The 16430-nt window shown below is 61.5% G+C and carries 16 protein-coding genes and 2 pseudogenes; 6 read left to right on the top strand and 12 right to left on the bottom strand.

Annotated features, from left to right (window positions below):
* Nucleotides 1–46: 46 nt before the first annotated feature.
* Both E3O60_RS15735 and E3O60_RS15740 read right to left on the bottom strand, forming a co-directional pair.
* Nucleotides 47–151, bottom strand: a pseudogene (locus tag E3O60_RS15735) (leucine zipper domain-containing protein); the annotation flags it as partial.
* 284 nt (nt 152–435) lie between these two features.
* Nucleotides 436–1041, bottom strand: a complete 606-nt coding sequence (locus tag E3O60_RS15740) for a CGNR zinc finger domain-containing protein (RefSeq protein ID WP_198415068.1) — start codon at nt 1039–1041, stop codon at nt 436–438.
* Nucleotides 1042–1161: 120 nt separating this feature from the next.
* On the opposite strand from E3O60_RS15740, the gene E3O60_RS15745 reads away from it, so the two are divergent.
* Nucleotides 1162–1713, top strand: coding sequence for a carboxymuconolactone decarboxylase family protein (locus E3O60_RS15745; protein ID WP_088456592.1), 552 nt, complete (start codon nt 1162–1164; stop codon nt 1711–1713).
* A 209-nt stretch (nt 1714–1922) separates the two neighbouring features.
* Complete coding sequence (locus E3O60_RS15750; RefSeq protein WP_134498586.1) at nt 1923–2384, top strand: nuclear transport factor 2 family protein; 462 nt, start codon at nt 1923–1925, stop codon at nt 2382–2384.
* Between the two features lie 286 nt (nt 2385–2670).
* On the opposite strand, the gene E3O60_RS15755 is transcribed toward E3O60_RS15750, so the two are convergent.
* Nucleotides 2671–4197, bottom strand: a complete 1527-nt coding sequence (locus E3O60_RS15755) for a hypothetical protein (protein ID WP_241993287.1) — start codon at nt 4195–4197, stop codon at nt 2671–2673.
* Between the two features lie 719 nt (nt 4198–4916).
* On the opposite strand from E3O60_RS15755, the gene E3O60_RS15760 reads away from it, so the two are divergent.
* Nucleotides 4917–5162: a hypothetical protein gene (locus E3O60_RS15760; protein WP_134408443.1), complete on the top strand. Its 246-nt coding sequence runs from the start codon at nt 4917–4919 to the stop codon at nt 5160–5162.
* Nucleotides 5163–5204: 42 nt separating this feature from the next.
* Here E3O60_RS15760 and E3O60_RS19150 read toward each other — a convergent pair whose 3' ends face one another.
* Entirely contained in the window at nt 5205–5450 is a 246-nt protein-coding gene (locus E3O60_RS19150) for an ANTAR domain-containing protein (RefSeq protein WP_088456596.1), read from the bottom strand.
* Here E3O60_RS19150 and E3O60_RS15770 point away from each other — a divergent pair.
* A complete protein-coding gene (locus E3O60_RS15770) occupies nt 5393–6031 on the top strand; it encodes an RNA polymerase sigma factor (protein WP_241983557.1) in 639 nt (212 codons plus the stop codon). The genes E3O60_RS19150 and E3O60_RS15770 overlap by 58 nt on opposite strands.
* Nucleotides 6032–7055: 1024 nt before the next feature.
* Here E3O60_RS15770 and E3O60_RS15775 read toward each other — a convergent pair.
* The 6 genes from E3O60_RS15775 to E3O60_RS15800 form a co-directional block, all read right to left on the bottom strand.
* Nucleotides 7056–7769, bottom strand: coding sequence for a GAF and ANTAR domain-containing protein (locus tag E3O60_RS15775; RefSeq protein WP_134498590.1), 714 nt, complete (start codon nt 7767–7769; stop codon nt 7056–7058).
* Between the two features lie 313 nt (nt 7770–8082).
* A complete protein-coding gene (locus E3O60_RS15780) occupies nt 8083–8433 on the bottom strand; it encodes an ATP-dependent DNA ligase (protein ID WP_174845069.1) in 351 nt (116 codons plus the stop codon).
* Between the two features lie 459 nt (nt 8434–8892).
* Nucleotides 8893–9696, bottom strand: coding sequence for a heliorhodopsin HeR (heR, locus tag E3O60_RS15785; protein ID WP_088456600.1), 804 nt, complete (start codon nt 9694–9696; stop codon nt 8893–8895).
* 400 nt (nt 9697–10096) lie between these two features.
* Nucleotides 10097–10405 (bottom strand): zf-TFIIB domain-containing protein, encoded by a 309-nt coding sequence (locus E3O60_RS19155; protein WP_134498591.1) that lies wholly within the window; start codon nt 10403–10405, stop codon nt 10097–10099.
* A gap of 572 nt (nt 10406–10977) precedes the next feature.
* The gene (locus E3O60_RS15795) at nt 10978–11301 is read right to left on the bottom strand and encodes a hypothetical protein (RefSeq protein ID WP_134498593.1); all 324 of its coding nucleotides are present in this window, start codon (nt 11299–11301) and stop codon (nt 10978–10980) included.
* Nucleotides 11294–12340: a TerC family protein gene (locus E3O60_RS15800; protein ID WP_134498595.1), complete on the bottom strand. Its 1047-nt coding sequence runs from the start codon at nt 12338–12340 to the stop codon at nt 11294–11296. The genes E3O60_RS15795 and E3O60_RS15800 overlap by 8 nt, the downstream gene beginning before the upstream one ends.
* Before the next feature lie 366 nt (nt 12341–12706).
* On the opposite strand from E3O60_RS15800, the gene E3O60_RS15805 reads away from it, so the two are divergent.
* Nucleotides 12707–13120, top strand: coding sequence for a hypothetical protein (locus tag E3O60_RS15805; RefSeq protein WP_134408449.1), 414 nt, complete (start codon nt 12707–12709; stop codon nt 13118–13120).
* 790 nt (nt 13121–13910) lie between these two features.
* Here E3O60_RS15805 and E3O60_RS19160 read toward each other — a convergent pair.
* Nucleotides 13911–14531 carry a DUF6226 family protein gene (locus E3O60_RS19160; protein ID WP_370448663.1) on the bottom strand — a complete coding sequence of 207 codons (621 nt, stop codon included), beginning with the start codon at nt 14529–14531 and terminating at the stop codon, nt 13911–13913.
* Nucleotides 14532–15231: 700 nt separating this feature from the next.
* Here E3O60_RS19160 and E3O60_RS19165 point away from each other — a divergent pair.
* Nucleotides 15232–15426: pseudogene (locus E3O60_RS19165) on the top strand (CatA-like O-acetyltransferase); the annotation flags it as partial.
* A 200-nt stretch (nt 15427–15626) separates the two neighbouring features.
* Here the strand turns inward: E3O60_RS19165 and E3O60_RS18915 are convergent.
* Nucleotides 15627–15827, bottom strand: coding sequence for a hypothetical protein (locus tag E3O60_RS18915; RefSeq protein ID WP_241983556.1), 201 nt, complete (start codon nt 15825–15827; stop codon nt 15627–15629).
* Nucleotides 15828–16430: the final 603 nt, after the last annotated feature.

The raw sequence follows: 16430 nt of genomic DNA on the forward strand, positions 1-16430 counted from the left end.
TTGGTCATGGGTGGTTGCTTGCCATGGGCGCAGGTGCGCCCCCGCCGCGTGCGCAGTTGCGGGGCCGTGACGAGCGATTATGGAGCCCTGTTGTTCCTTCGGCGCGGTGCCGGTTGATCCATCGGTGGGCGCACTGCCGGTAGATGCCGAGTCTCCACTAGAACCAGAGGTTTTCCCTTTTTTCAACCCCGACTGTCACCAACCTCTCGGCTCAGTACAACTATTAGCGGCCCGCGGAAATTTGCGGGCGGGCACTGGAGGTCGCGATCTATCCGTTGACGATTATTAGTCAGGTCCAGGCCAGAGCAGTGTCAACTGGGTCGGCACGCAATCACGCAAAGGATTGATGACGATGCAAACGTACAAATTCATGGTCTATTTTCTGTGCTGTGCTGGCGCGACGAACAGTTCAGACACTCGAGTCAGGTCAGGACACTACTGGTCGGCACGCACTTGCGCGCTACGTGCAGACCTCACGGATTGGTAGTGCCGGGCGGCGCGGGCGCGATTGCCGCAGGCAACCGAGCACCATTCCCGCCGCGGGTGCGTCTTCGTGAAGTAGAGCACGCACCCTGGGGCGTGACACGCCCGCAATAGGGCCGGATTCGCGCTGAGCAGCTGTTGGGCTTCTACGGCAACGCCGGCGATGCCGACGACGACTGGCGACCGCGCCGATTCGGCGGCGAGCACGAGGCGCGCGTCGAGCAGTCGCAGCCGGGCAATCGGTCGCTGGCTGGCAGCGGCGTTCACGTTTCGGGCCGCGTCCTCCACGCTGGCTACGGCGGATACGGCAGCCGGACGGCGGTCGCCCGTGACGTGGGCTGCCAGCTTGCGTACTGAGTCCCGAAACGTCCGTGCGCTCAGGAACTCCTCTTGCGTGGCCGCCACGCCCTGCACGTCAACGCCGACTGCATCCAGCCACGCGTCCAGGTCCGACGGGGCCGCGAAGTCATCGTGCTGACCCTCCGAGTCGGCCCATCTCGTCGCCATCAGCCGCACCGGGGCGGGTTCGTCAGCGAGTACCCAATTACGGTCTGACATGTCATTTCTCACCTCACCAAACTATCACGGAACAAGCAGCTTGCATCCGTTAGAACATTCATGGTAGAACTTGTCACGGATGAACACGTGTTCATGCATTAGAATCGAGGAGACAAAACTATGACCGCCACCACCGCCGCCACCATCGCCCCGATCCAGCCCGAGACGGCCACAGGCGTCGCCAAAGAGCTGCTCGATCAGGTCCAGAAGGGACTGGGCCTCGTGCCGAATATGACCAAGGTCATGGCCACCAGCCCCGCTTTGCTGAAGGGGTACCTCGCGCTCTCCGCCGCAGTGGGATCAGGCAGCCTTCCTGCCGCGGTGCGTGAGCGTCTCGCGATCTCGACCGCACAGCTGAACGGCTGCGAGTACTGCCTCTCCGCCCACACCTATATCGGTAGTAATATCGCCAAGGTGGATGCTGCCGAGCTCGACTCCGCGCGCCGCGCCGAGTCGAGGGACCCGCATGTTGCCGCGCTGCTCAAACTCTCCAACACGATCGCAGAGTCTGCCGGTGATGTGGGCGACGAGGCGATCGGCGCAGCCCGCGCCGCTGGCGTGACCGACACGGAAATCGGTGAGGTCGTCGCGAACCTCGCGCTGAACATCCTCACCAATTACTTCAACACGCTCGCCAAGGTGGAGAACGACTGGCCCGTAGTCGGGCTGTAAATCTCCCTCGGTCCTCGAGGAGATGATGACGACGATCGAACGCACCAGCTCGCCGATGTGGGTTTCCACGCCGGCGAGCTGGCTGTGCGGCGCAAGCCGGGGTCGGGCAGGACCAGGCCCGGGCGGCGCAGCTGCGCGGGCCCGCCACCCAGACCGCCGTCAGCTCTTATCCGCGCAACCCGCGCTAACTGACTTAAAGGACAGATGGAATGACCGAATCCCGACCCCCGTTCCCTCCCTTCGACCTACCCTCGGTGCTGCAGAAAGTTCAGGCAGCCGAAGACGGTTGGAACAGCCGCGAGCCCGAGAAGGTCGCTCTTGCCTACACGCCTGACTCGATCTGGCGAAACCGGGACGTGCACGTCGTCGGGCGCCCGGCCATCATTGAGTTCCTCACCGCAAAGTGGCAGCGTGAGCAGCACTACGCGCTTCGCAAAGGGCTGTGGGGCTTCCGCGGCAACCGCATCGCCGTGCGGTTCCAGTACGAGTGGCACGACGATCACGGCCAGTGGTGGCGCAGCTACGGCAACGAACTGTGGGAGTTCGAGCCCAACGGCCTGATGAGCCGCCGAGAGGCATCCATCAACGACCACCAGATCACCGAGACTGAGCGTCGCTTTTTCGGGCCCCGCCCACAATCCGAACACGGCGTTGACTTTCCGCTCTGGTGACACCCATGAATCAGCGCATTGAGAGAGGGCAACGAGGGTTCTCACGCTCTGCCAGCCCGAGCGACAGCGTGTCTCATATTCGGGATGCCTCATAACCGATGGTTTGTGGAGGTTCCTGTCGGCGGCGGCGTCGAGTCTCCGACTGGCCTGCCGCCGCGTGATCCGCGCGGGACGAGTAGGATTTGTCGCCTCGGACCGCGTCCGGCCGGGTGCGTCGGCGGCCGATATCGTGCGCCCCAGTGCCCTTCCGTCGTCTGGCCGGCTCCGGAGCACGTGCCCGCAGATGTCAGCTGTGTGTCCCCACCACCGCGATCAGCTCGCGCGCCTGGGCAACGATGGCGTCACGCCACGCCTCGAACGTCGCATCCGTCGCGGCGAACTCGGTGTGGAAGTGCTGCATGTCGGGGGTGTGGATGTGCCCGGCCGGAATGCCGAGCCCCGCCCGATCGCGCAGCAGCGTGTTGCGGTAGGCCGACTCATTCGAGAGATAGGTGCCACCTCCGCCGCTGCGCGCGCAGGAGCCCTGGGGTGGGGGCGTCGGCTCGAGGGCAGGCGGGTATGTGTCCTCGCGCTGGGAAGTCTCCTTCTCTTCACCTGAGTCGCATCTGGGGAAATACCTGTAGTTCGTATTCCACAGCACGCCGAACGCAACCGACTCGTCTTCCCACGAATCGCCCGGCGGACGGGGAACATTCGAACCCGTGCGTGCCGCGATCATCTGCTCGATCGGTAGCGTCGACGCGGTCCACTGTGGTGGATCCGTCAATGTGTCGCCGCCACCCCAACGCTCCAGCACCTGGGTGTTGCAGCCAGGATTGTCCTTTGCCAGCTGCGCGGCGCCGGTCAAACCGGCAGGCGGACAGGGCGCAAAGCTGTCGTTGCCGGCAACGTCGCCGTGGTATCGGCCGTTCCATTGCTCCAGCGCGAACTGCGACCCGGCCGCCTGGCTCATGGTGATTGACGCATCCAACCGATCGTCGCCGGGCTCCATGAGTGGACCTACGGTGTCGTCCAGATATCCGCGCTCGAACTCGGGGTAGTTCACTGGCAGCGTGTACGCCTCGTAGCGCACCGTGGTGCCATCGGGAGCCGTCGTCGTCGTACCGTCAATCGCCAGTACGGTCGCCCCGGACGGATTACCGTAGCGAATCTGATTGCCGGCTGTTCCCGCCGCGCTGCCCGTGGCGCCACCGTCGAGAGTGAAGGGATCGAATCCGCTTACCAGCACCCGCGCCACCTGGTCGCCCGACGGCAGATCGACGTCGCGCATGCCGCGGGCCGCCCGGTCGAAGGCATCGACCAGCAACGCACGCTCTTTGGTGGAGAGGGTGAAGTCCGGGCCCCACTGATGCAGCACGGTCATGGCCTCCAGCCGCGTCCAGTACAGCGGTCGGTCGTCGCTCGCCGGCAGGTCACCGGTGACGCCTTCCGTCGATTGAGCTCGGGCGACAGCGTCCTGCCACAGCAGGGTACCCAGTCCCTCGACGACGGTCTTCGCATCGGCAAGGGACCCCTGTCCGCAGACGTCTTTGGCGAAAGCAGCGGTGAACTCACCGAATCCGGCGCCCTCGACCATCGTGCGTGCGAACGTACGATCGGCGGGCTGCGACGGATCGGCCTCGTCCGGCATAAACGCCGTGAGGCGCTCCTCTTCGACTGTGACGGGCAGCGAGGCGTTGGTGCAGCCCTCGGGTGCGAACCCGGCGACGATAGTGCTGAGCTCGTCGGATGCCGACTTGAGGGAGGTCGTTGACCGCTGCTCCGGGGTGGCCACCGCTGGCGAGCATCCGACCAGCAGTACGGAACCGAGCATCAGCGCCAGCCCGGCAGCGACAGGTACCGTCTGACGCGAGCGTGCACCTGGTTGACCTTGCTGAGAGCGGCCGGATAGAGGGCGCATGCAGGAATCCCTTCCGCGCGTCCGCGGGGCGGCATAGCGCTTGGTCAAAGAGTGAACTCGAATCATTACATGCCTTTCGTTCACCTACGACGCTACGAACCAAGCCGCACCTGCACATCAGACTCCAGTCTCGAAAAAGAGCGACGAGGCAGTACCAGAGTCCACACCCGCGTAGTACTCGTGTGCCGCCCGCCGCAGTCTTTTCGGTTACGCAGTACCCGCAACTGATCGACCCCTCACCGAAAACGCTCGTAGGCGGCGCGTCAGATCGGAACGCAACTGTTGACATGTTTCGCGACCCGGAGCGCGTGGTGACGCAGCGTGGATCGCGCGCCATGGACAGCGCCTGGGCCCAGGTATCGCGCATGGTCAAATTGTGCTTGATGCGCTGAGACCTCGTCGCGGTGAGTCTCGGACCAGAACTTGAGCTGCCGGACCGTTTCGTGAAGTGACAGTCCCAGGCGGGTGAGGACATGACCGGAGTATTCGGCCGAGAGGGCTGGATCACGGCCGCCCATGCGCGTGCGACCTCTGCTACCGGCGACTGACGCATCTTTGTCGAATGCTAGTCAGGAGCACCCCTGACAACGCATGCTTGAGTGAATTGATCCACGACATGGAGGGAAATTGCGATGTCCGGCACTGACTTGGGCGACAACGACCAGACCCGCAAGGACACCAGTTACAGCCCGGCGAGCGAAACTGAGACGCAAGCCAAACAGACCGACGCCGCACCGTCAACGCTCGACCCCGAGATTGCCGACAAAGTGAATGTGGCGCCGGGAACAGGCGGTCCCGATGATGTTGGGGACGTCGAGGTAAATGAGGAGGACATCAATCTGCCGCCGTTTGGAGAGACGGTGGAACCTCCGGATTGACCCCTAACTCTTTCCTGAGCAAGGGGTGGTCGCTGATCGGACCTAGCTGATCATCGCTTGTTCGTTGTCGCTGACGTGGTGTGTCACGCACTTCGTTGCCATGTCTCGAAGGCTCATGTGCGCGCTGGCCGCGGCCGCTCGCAGGATCAGGAAGGCCTGATCCATGGGTACGCCGTGACGTTGCGCGAGAACGCCCTTAGCGGGCCGCGTTGTGTTTGTATACTCAACGAGTGAATTCAGCTGATCGAGACAATGAGCCCGAACCGGTGGGTCCTTCCGCGCAGTCATCGAGCAGCTCGATACTGCTGGCAGACGTCGGCCGGTCGCTCCTCGAAGACGAGCCGGATAGCGTCCTGGTTGACGTCGCGAGGAGCGGGAATTTGGTCGCTTTTGAGGTCTTGGTGCGTCGCTATCGGAATCTGATGCGTGGCTACGCCGTCAGGATCCTGAAGTCGTCTGCCGATGCTGACGATATCGTGCAGGAGGCCCTCATTACTGCTTGGGAAAAGCTACCAACCTTAAACGATGGCGCGCACGTGAAGGCCTGGTTAATGCGTGTGGTGCGCAATAAAAGCCTCGACCGGATCCGTAGGAACGCCCCGGTGGCTGCCGAGTATGACGATGACACAACAGAAATCCTGGATACCGAGCCTTTCAAGGTCGTCGAAACGCTGCTTCAGAATGAGGCATTGGCCCTAGCCCTTGCCAATCTGCCGACCAACCAGCGCCGCGCCTGGCTGATGCGCGAGTTCTCCGACTGCAGTTACGCCCTCATTGCGGATGAACTCGAAATTCCGGTATCGACTGTCCGTGGTCTCCTCGCGCGTTCACGCAGAAGCTTGGCAGGGGCGTTGGCCGACTGGCGCTGACGGTGTTTTCATCAACTCGAGAGGAAGCCTCCTCGGCTAGCTCATCATCAGCGGTACGGAAATTGAATTTGACGTGCGCTAGCTCGATACTGGCGGCAAGCTGCGCCGGGTGAGAGTTCGGTGTCTCTGGGTCTTCGTGCCGCGCCAGTATCGCAAATCCGTGTCGACGACGCCCGACGAGATCCTATGATTCGAACTGATCGACGCAGCCGGATTTCGACTTTGATTCACGACGTCACGGCGTGGCTCCTCGCCTCCAGGACGCCGGCTCGAAATATTGACATTGGCCCGTCCGGGGTGTCAGCTATGTGAAAGCGCGAGTTGAGCAGGGGGCCCACTCGCGTGTGGGGGTGCTCATGAATCTACGCAACCGCTTCAACTCACGCTGCGGTGCCCGATGAGCACCGCCGCTACGCCCCGTCGAATTTTCGACCTGGTCGACTCGCTACTCTCTGGGACGTGGCCTGTCCTGGAACGCGACGCAATTGCGCTACTCGAGAGGCATTGCTGCAACGTTTTGCTCGCTCACCGGCACACTGAACGTGCGGTTCGGGTTGCGCGTTGGCACTGCACCGAACTAGACATCTGGGGCGCCTGGACGACCTGTCCCCCGCACGGGATCGGGCTCAGTGTCTATCTGTCGGACACTACCGCCACCGGCCCCACCATCTCGCTCGGGTACGGCGCCCTGACCAACGAGTTCACCACTCATCTGGGAGCGCCAGAGATCATTGACCGCAACCCCTACAGCCCCCGAACATCGTGGACTCGCCACAATCTTGCCGTCAGCATCGACTCTTACACCCGAGAACACGAATGCCCCTTGATCAAACTGACTATCCAGCCGCTGACCACAGTCATCCAACACCACGTCACCCCAACCGACCAAACCGCCTGAAATCGGGGGTCCTGTCCGGCACCTCGTTACCCACCCGTTGGCTGAACTACCGGAAAGTTGAAGGCAAGCAGCTTCGGACTTCTAATCCGGGCGAGGGCGTTGAAGCGGACGTCTCAATCGTTCCACCTAAAATGAGAGCCCGTGATGCACGACACCTTCAGCGATGTCGTGCAGCTTTGAACTGCTGGTGCGCGCGTAGGTGCGGAGCAAGGAGAAGGCGGCATCAATGGGCACCCCGTGGCGCTGCGCCAAAACACCCTTGGCTTGCTCGATGAGTATCCTGCTCTTCAGCGCTTGCTGTAATTGACCGTTCACCGTGCCTTGATTGCGGATGGTTTGATGCTGAACGAGGCTGATCGTTGCCACTTGAGCCAAGGCCAGCGCCAAGGCTGCGTCCTGGTCGCTGAACGGTTCGCGGGTGGAACTAAAGAGGTTAAGGCTCCCGAAAGTGTGACCGCGCAGGCGCAATGGGAAGGCATGCACGGCATCGAATCCTCGCGAGAGGGCAATCGCAACAAACTGAGGCCACCGCCCGGATTCTTCGGAGAGATTAGGAATCTCTACAGGTTCCCCGGAAGCGAAGCAGTCCAGACACGGGCCTTGATCGTGACCAAGCTGGGCCTCTTCGACCTCGCTCGTACGCTCGTTGGAAGACGCCACAATGTGAAGAACTCCACCGCTGTCGGCCAGAAGAATTCCGGCGTCTGTCGCCGCGGTAAATTCGGTGCTGGCCTGGACGAGGATGTCCATGGTGTCGACGACGTCGCGGCCCGCACTTAGTGAGTCGGCGAGGAGCACAAAGACGTCTGCAAGATCAACTTCGCGTTGTGAGGAGACCATGCACACAGAGAATAGAGCGCGATCACGACGGCCGTAAAGGGCTTGCGCTCAACTGTCAAAGGCCCTACACGGATTAGCGAACTGTGCTCTTGGCCCACACTGGCTCATAGACCTCAGCGGTCCCGTTCGTCAGCCCAGCCATCCAGGACTGGACAGCTCTCGGACAGTGCTAATCGAAATACAGTCCCAATGGAAAGCTCTGGACACCAAAGCAAAATAGACGAAGGCAGTCCTTCGAGATTGCACAATGATCGGAATGGCTATCGACGACATTGCGGATTTTGTCCCGTCGAACCAAATGTGCTGACCGAACTCAGCCGCTCATGGGCACTGTTGCCCTGTCCTGGGCGGGTCGATTCGCGACGAGTGGGCGCGGTTCTGGGATGACCGTCATTCCTTCGGGCGTGTTCGCGGACTTGACTAACACTTCGACCCACTCCAAATCGAGGAAAGGCCATCGGTCGTCTGCGAACTTGAAGAAGAGTGGGGCGCCGGGGAATATCCAGATCGAGCCCCGCCCTCCGTCACCGTCCGTCTCATCTTTCCAGGAGAGATGAAAGCTTTCTTTTAGGTGGAGCTTGACCCCGATGGCGACCTGAAGATGAGCGAGTGTCCAGTCGTTGAAATAGATTGTGAGGCCCGAGTCGTACGTCAAGGTTCCCATGAGCTTTCCTCTCATGAAGTAACTATGGCCAGACCATAACCCCACTGCGTAGCCTCAGGGAGGGGGTTGCGCGCTCCCGCGACACTGTGTGTTCGATGCATTGCGGCGACGTCACGAGCGCTCTGGTACAGGAGCGGATCCGCACCTGCGAAAATGCATGCGACGAGCTAATTGCGGTGAGCGAGAATTGCGCCGACGCGTGTCTGGCGGTGCCTGGTGACGGAAAAATCACAGCATGTTTCCTCGCCGATCTCTACTGCGTGGAAATCGCAGCGGTGACAATCAGAGCGCTGTCATGGACGACAAGCACGACTGCACAGCAGCGATCTCAGTCCTGGGCGCGTGCGTAGAAGCGTGCACATCATCAGTAGTGCTCTCCGAATTCCGACGGCCCAAGGCTGCTCCCCCCACCAGGGCGCCGATGCTAGTGATTGTGTCGATTCGCTGAGCCGGACCGGCCTAGCTGGCGATCGCCGGGATGATGGCGCCGGAGAACACCTGCCAGGCCAGCGCCGTTTTCGCGACCAGGCTCAGGGTGATGTAGGTGCGTTCGCCCTGCAGGTAGCTCTTCCACTTGCCCACCTGCTTGTATTGCAGCCACTGGTTGATGGCGAAGGTGTTGAAAAACACGAACAGGGAGATGACGATACCGACCACGAACCCGGGGGCCGCAACGTCACTGGCACTGCCCGGACGAAGGAAGTAGATCAACACCAGGATCCAGGGCACGATGCCCACCATGGACCCGAGGATGAACGGCAGCAGCCGCCCCGTACCCGGCTGCTCGTACTTCTCTTGCAGCGCGCCGAACATGATCATGGCGGCGTTGACGGCGAACACCGCGACCAGCGCGCCGATGTCGGTGACGCCGTTGATTTGTAGGATCAGCCAGATCATGATCGACGAGCTCAACGAATACTCCACCCAGCGGAAGTAGTTGTGGTTGTTCAGCAGTCCCTGCTTATAGCGTGCAAAGAACCCGGGGCTGGAAATGAGGAAGTGGAAGAAGGCGCTGAGCGCGAGGAACGCGACGACGCCGATGCCGATGTTCACCTCGAAGAGTGTCACCCGTTCCGGCGGGATCGGCACACCGGGAGGGCCGGCCAGGTAGTCGGCGGTCACGGCGAACAGAACCTGCGAGCTCAGCATGGTGAGAACCACCGTGAAGCCGATGGCCTGGATCAGATGCAGACTTCCGGCGACAACGTTATAGATGCGCAGCCGATCGATCTGCTCGTCAGGCGTGTTGACCCTTTTGGCCATGGGACGACTCCTTCGTTCGTGGGCGCCAGGGCCCCTGAGGACATCTTGGCACCGCCGTATCCGTTATTGGTTCGACGAGTGAGGAGCGGGCTGAGGCCGCCAGTTCTCCTGTACCCGCGTTCTAGGGTTAGCGACGATCAATACTCTTGCTTCCCCGCATATCCTTCAAAAACTCCACTCGACTTGGCCTTAAGCCGAGTGCCGGATTCATGTGCCTGCCCGTTGAGCCGGTCCCCCGCTCTCAAGCCGGGTTCGCTGTCCGGAGTTTGCGTGGGGCGGGGACAGTATTGAGGATTGTTGAGGTCAGGTCGGCGTTGCGGTCGGATAATGCTCAGGTACATTCCCACAGAGATGAGCAGAGTTCCAGCGGATCGTTGCGGCGGGTCAGCCGTGCTTCCGGTCACGTCTTCCGGTCGGTGGGTGGCGGGGTGTCCTTGAACAGGTCCGCTAGCCAGTTCTCGCCCCGGGATGCAGTCTTTTTGGATTGGCTGACAGGCGGGGTGTCCATATTCTCGCTCGCGGAGCTTGTCGCTCGCAGCGGGGGTAGTGACGGTGGCCGGCCTGGACGACTGCGGGCGCCGGCGAGGGCAATGACTTTGTCCAGTTCCCCGCGATCCAACCACACCCCCCGGCAGATCGGGCAGACGTCGATCTCCACGCCGGCTCGGCGAGCGACTGCCAGCATGGCTCCGTCGTGAGGGCAGTTCATGTGTGCTCCTTTTCTGTGGCTGAACAATACGGCGGCTGGCGAAGCGGGCGAATACCCCAAACATCACCAAAGGATCAGGGGTTTCGAAGAGAACAAAGGGGTGAGCGGGAACCACGCGACGCACAGTACCCCCCATTCGCTGACCCTTCCGGCGGGAGCCGGGAGCCGAAGTGTGGCGCGCGTGGCGCTAAAGGCCTCGACGTATACCTGCGATAGCGTCACCTCCACACCCGCCGTGCCTGCATCCCGAATTACCTCGGCGAGCATCGCCCGACGTCGGCGTTCACTCGATGCTGAGAGGACGGCCGGATCGATGCTGAATCCACCCCGTTCTGGCTGCGCGTGCACCCCGACGTGCGCGGTCCGTTCGGCCAGCACTCGTACGCCGGCAAACAGTCCCACCCAGCGGTCCCTGTCGCGGGGAAGAACGATGTGCACACACAGGTCATCGTGGCGGGTGAGCTTGAGGAGGTCTTCAGGCCACAGCTCCCCATCTAAGACCAGGCGGCCGACCGGCGCTTCGTACGCAGGGCCGCGGAGCTGGCAGTCGCGGGGAGAGTGCGTCATCGTGATCAGCTCGATTCCGGGCAGGGCCGGTCGTGCAGCTGCACCCGGGCGCCCCAGTCATCGACCGGATGCCACACCCCGGTCGCCTCAGTGGTGCGATCGATGACCGCCCGGACAGTGCCCGGAATATCTCCTGAATTGCGCAGACTGCCGCATCCCGGCACCGGACCCCCGCAGGTGTCGTCAACGCCGACGGTCCACGCGACGACCAGAATGCCGGCTACCGCGAGCAGCGGCAACGCAAGCACCGCCGGCGTTACACCTCGACGGCCTCTCCGCACTGTCTGCGGTTGAGAGTCCAGATCCACCGAGGGGTCCAGGTCACTCATCGAAGCGATCCTTTCCGCCCCCGGCGGGCACTCGGCCACGGCGGCCGAAGACCGGCTCAACCGCAGCAAGTTCCTCGTCGGTGGCGATCCGGAACGCCCCAGCGGCCTCGGCCTGCACCTCGCGTCGGCCTTGACCGCGGGTGGCGCGGAGGCTGGCCACGATGGACACCGTGATGATGGTCACGACTACGGCCAGGCTGATCGTGGTCGGGATGTAGAAGACATCCAGCAGCAGCATCTTGATACCCACCCAGATCAAGACGAAAGCGAGTCCGATCTTGAGGTAAATGAACCGATGGATCAGGTCCGCGAGCAAAAAATACATCGCCCGAAGCCCCAGGATGGCGAACGCGTTCGCGCTGAAGACCAGGAACGGTTCGCTAGTGACGGCGAAGATAGCCGGGATCGAGTCGACGGCGAAGATGATGTCCGTGATTTCCACCAGCACCAGCACGGCCAGCAGCGGGGTCGCCACCACGATTCCTGCCTTGCGGATCAGGAACTTCTGCCCGTGGTAAGCGTCGGTCATCGGCACGAACCGGCGAAACACCTTGAGAATGCGGGATTTCTCGGGGTGGACGTGGTCGTTGCGAGAGCGGAACATCCGCCACCCGGTGTAGATCAGGAACGCGGCGAATACGTACAGGATCCAGGAGAAGTTCTCGATCAGCGCGGCGCCGGCGGCGATGAAGATCCCGCGGAAAATCAGGGCGCCCAGGACGCCGAGGAACAACACTCGGTGCTGGTACTCGCGCGGGACCGCGAAAGCGGCGAAGATAATCGCCCAGATAAACACGTTATCTACCGCGAGGGATTTCTCGATCAGGTAGCCAGCGAAGTACTGCTGCCCGAATTCTGCCCCCCACAGCGTCCACACGAGCACGCCGAACGCGACACCGAGAGACACCCACACGATCGACCACACGGCGGCTTCCCGCACACCGATCACGTGAGCTTTGCGGTGGGCGACCAAGTCGACCGCAAGCATCAGCAGGATCACACCCAGGACAGTGAACCACGCCCACAGAGGGACAGTCATGACAAAGACCTCCACGAAATTATCGTGAAGGTCTCATCGGCCTTGCGGCCCTGCGCACCGGAACCCACGGAGGGAACGTATTGACGATGCGGAGCGAGGATTACTCCCCTTCTATGGATATTCAACACGAGAGGCGTGCTTCACGTCAACTGGGCCAGCCGAGGATTCCCTGAGCGAAGGATAGAAACTGCTTGTTTGACTCGCGCCGGGTATCTGGCTCGACTAGGCTCACCTCGCGGTTCAGCGGGCTGCAACACAAGAACGGTGGTTGCGGTGAAAGCTTCGGGACTCGACCTGAATTCGCGGTTGAGGCGCTACCCATGGGTGTCGCGGGCACTGAACGCGGAGGCCGTTTATGGCACCGTTTTGACCGCTGGCCTAATTTCTGCGTTCTCCCTCTACAACCCGGGACTACCCGTCCTGATCGCCCGCACTGTCGGCACCGTGTTGGTTTTTTGGGGCGCACACGTGTACGCCGAGATTGTCGGCAATCGGGAAACGAGCTGGCGGGAAGCGGTGCGTGAGGCTCTGCAACGCTCCGCCGGATTACTGTGGGCCCTCATCGTCCCGGTGGTCTGCCTAGCCTCAGCCGCAGCGCTTGGGCTTTCGATGGATGCCGGCGTCGACGTCTCGCTGTGGGGTGCCGTGATCACCCTGGCCGTGTTGGGATGGTGGGCAGCCCGACAACGTCGCGCCACCCTCGTGGCAAAGCTCGCCACCGCCGCCGCCACCGCCGGCATGGGTGTCGCATTGATCGCCCTCAAAGCGCTCGTACACTGACCGATCCCTTGCCGCCAGACTGGGCCGGGCTAACTAGTGCTCTTCGCAGCCTGCGGCCCAGGTCGTAACCTGCGTCGATGGGGCCGTCACAGAGAGTTACCTCGTGAAGGTCAGCGTCGACCTCGACGTAACCCCATGCTGCACGGACCAGCGCCAACGCACGACGGAACAGACGTCGAGTGCGTGTACCCGATGGCTTCTCAAGCTCGGCGACCAGGTGGTTTGACGCGCGATCCATTCCCTCATCTTGAGGCATATCAAAGCGCCTCGGTTGGTGTGCCTCCTGGTTGAGGTTGAGAGACGCTCCACAAATCAGTCGGGCGCCAATAGGCTGAATGGCCTACTTCCCAGAGCGGCCAGAAGTCTGGAACGTCTGCCGAGCGGCCCGAGGTCCCCAACGCGTAACGAATTTCAGCCAGCCACGCTACTTCGTTGTCGTCAATCTCTAAATGAAAACCAACTTCGCACGGGGCGTGCACTGGTATTCCTGTCGGATCGATCCGCTGCTGACGGCACCCTGTCAATCGACGCCGGCCACCGTGGCTGGTAGAGGATCGCCTAACAAACTTTCGTCCGCAGCCGGCGTCTCGTATCCAACCTTCGCCACAACGGTCAAGGGGGGAGATATCGGCGCACATCGGCGCTACCGTGAACCTCATGCTCCGCAGCGAATTAATTCACGCTCTGATTCAAGAGCGGATACGTACCTGCGAAGAAGCATGTGACGAACTGGTCCGTGTGAGCGAGATGTGCGCAGAGGAATGTCTAGCAGTGACCGGTGATGGGGAAATCACCACGTGTTTCCTAGCCGACTTGTACTGCGTTGAGATTGGACTTGTGACGGCCAGGGTTCTTTCATGGACGACCAGCGCCAATCACGCAGCAGCGATCTTGATCCTGGATGCCTGCGTGGAAGCCTGCACAGAGTCCGTGATCGCATGTGAGCGAATGGCTCAGCTCCACCCCAAGTGGGCAACCTGCACAAAAGCGTGCCACCGCGTGAGTAACGCCTGCACAGACCTGCTAGTAGCCCTCTCCGTCCGATAGACGATCGTCTATCGACCGTACGCCACGCGACGAGTGCGAGGGCGACGTCGTGAAGTAGCGCGAAGCGATCCAGATTACTCAAACGCGAATAGGCGTCTTCGGGCGGGGACTCCCCTCCCCATCGATTGCCGTAATCGATAAAGAGGCCCCGCTCGTCGCGATAGATCCCCACTGGGATCGTGGGGTGTCGATACTCACTCATGGTCACACGCCAGTCGTCAGCGTTCTCTCCATCGAGCGATCCCTTCCGGGCCCTCCTCCGCGGCTCGAAACCCAGGGGCTTTAAGGCACTAGGTTGCGAGACACTGGCGCCAGCTGACGGCACTGTGGCGCCAGGCTCACGGGCAACGACGGGCTCGAGCATCTGCTGGCAGCAATTGCCAGTTGAAACGGGGCTGTGGTGACCAAGACCAGTTGAAAAGGTACCGGTCTAACGGCGTATTTCTCTACCGAAGAGAATCAATGTGGACACGATCACAACGACAAGCAGTACAGACCAAATCGGGCTTTCTCGGTGCCCAGCAACGTTGTATTTCAGGGCCAGTATTCCGAAAATTGCTAGCAATCCCACTATCGGTATGAGAACCCTCTTCAATTTGCTCCGCTGTCTGTAGGGCGCGGCAACTCTGAAGCGAGTGGGGCCTCGAAGACCACTTCACCAGTTTGTGTCGCCGCCGGCCGGTCGTGTGTGGCCGCGCTTGCAGACGCTGATTGAGCCCCCCAAACACTGACCAAGATTAGGACACCTGCCGTGGCAAGGCTGGTCGCGCGATTCCTAACTCTCATTGCAATCCCCCTCATGGATCGAGAGCGCTCGGACGAGTGACTTACCCTGGTTCCGTCTGCAGTCTAGGCCGAACGCCATGGACTGCGACACCTCGGCCCGTGCGTAAATGCGCTTCAAACACACTCCCGTCCCGTTGAGCGCCGGCGGCGTGCCCCTCGTCGATTGAAAAGGTGGTCTTCAATATCGAGCATGCCATGGGATATGACACAGCGACGTTACAAGACACCTCACGCATGAATCGGACTGCATCCGCGGGCTGGCGCGCCCGTCTCGCGCGATCTGGGACATCGTTCACCCCGCGTTCACCGTCTTCAACCCTGAGCGAGAGACCTTTGCCAACGTCTGGTCACCGTTCCACGCTGACTTCCCGACCTTCCACGAACACACCGCCGACGTCTTAGCCAAGTACCGCACTTCCACGTCGTTTCGGCCGCAACCAGATATGCCCACAAATGTGTTCGACATATCCAGCGTTCCGTGGGCGTTAGATACGAGACAAATCATCTGCCACTCGTCGGCTGGAGAGGAATCTCCTACGTCTCGTATCCCATGGGTTTCGAAACACTCTCGTTTCGAGACAGCTCAGCTCACACGAAAAACCGCACTCTCGCCAACGTCTGGACGCGACAACGGCCGCTTCAGAAGTTTCGAACGCAGCCTGAAACCGGCCAGCTACCAGCCCAGAGAGATGGCGCGGAGCGCCCCAACGTGGGCCGAGTACGCGATGCGGCCGCTCTTGGTGAGCTTCACGAAAGTCGAGGTACGCGAGCAAGTGGCGATGGCTGCCGCTCCGAAACCAATCACAGCGGCAACAAGCCCTGCGATCGGCGCCGCTGCAGCCCCCACCCAGATCAGCAGGAGGGCTGCAGTCACGGCTCCAACTCCGGTTGTCCCAAGTCCAGTAGCAGCTATGATCTTGCTTGTGTTACAGCTGTTCGCCCCGAATTTGCGGTCAAAGTAACCGGCGTAACACCGGAGGCGACAGGTGTTGGCGGAGGTGTTTGCGGTGCGGCATTGGCCGCAGAGTTCGCCCCAGGAACAAGGGCGACCACCGTCGTGGCCGTGAGAAGGAGGGCCTGCCACTTGCGGCGGCCAGTATGAGCGTTTATCTGTGATCCCCTTTGAATACTGTCGGTTGTTTTCTTCTCTACGGGATGTCCGCCTAGGTCCGAAAGGTTCAATAGCAGAGACAATTTGCAGGCGGTAGTCCCTGTGCCGTAGCGATTAGCTGGTTACCTGTCGCGAAACCTAAGTCTTCGCCGACACCAAACGCAGCCGCCGGAGTATTGGGCCCCTCGAGCGCCACCAGTTATTGCGGTTGAGCGCCGCTGAATATCGCGTTTCAGCGCCAATGGGTAGCGCCGGTGAGCGCCAGCGGTTCAGCTCGAGCTCACCGGCGTGGGTCACGCCGCGTCGTAAGAGTCGGAGGGACGGGGAACGTTGCGGGTGGAGTCTGCGAGCTTTCGTAATCGCGAC

The sequence above is a fragment of the Cryobacterium sp. TMB1-7 genome, assembly GCF_004402435.1.
GTDB classification, from domain to species: Bacteria; Actinomycetota; Actinomycetes; order Actinomycetales; family Microbacteriaceae; genus Cryobacterium; species Cryobacterium zongtaii.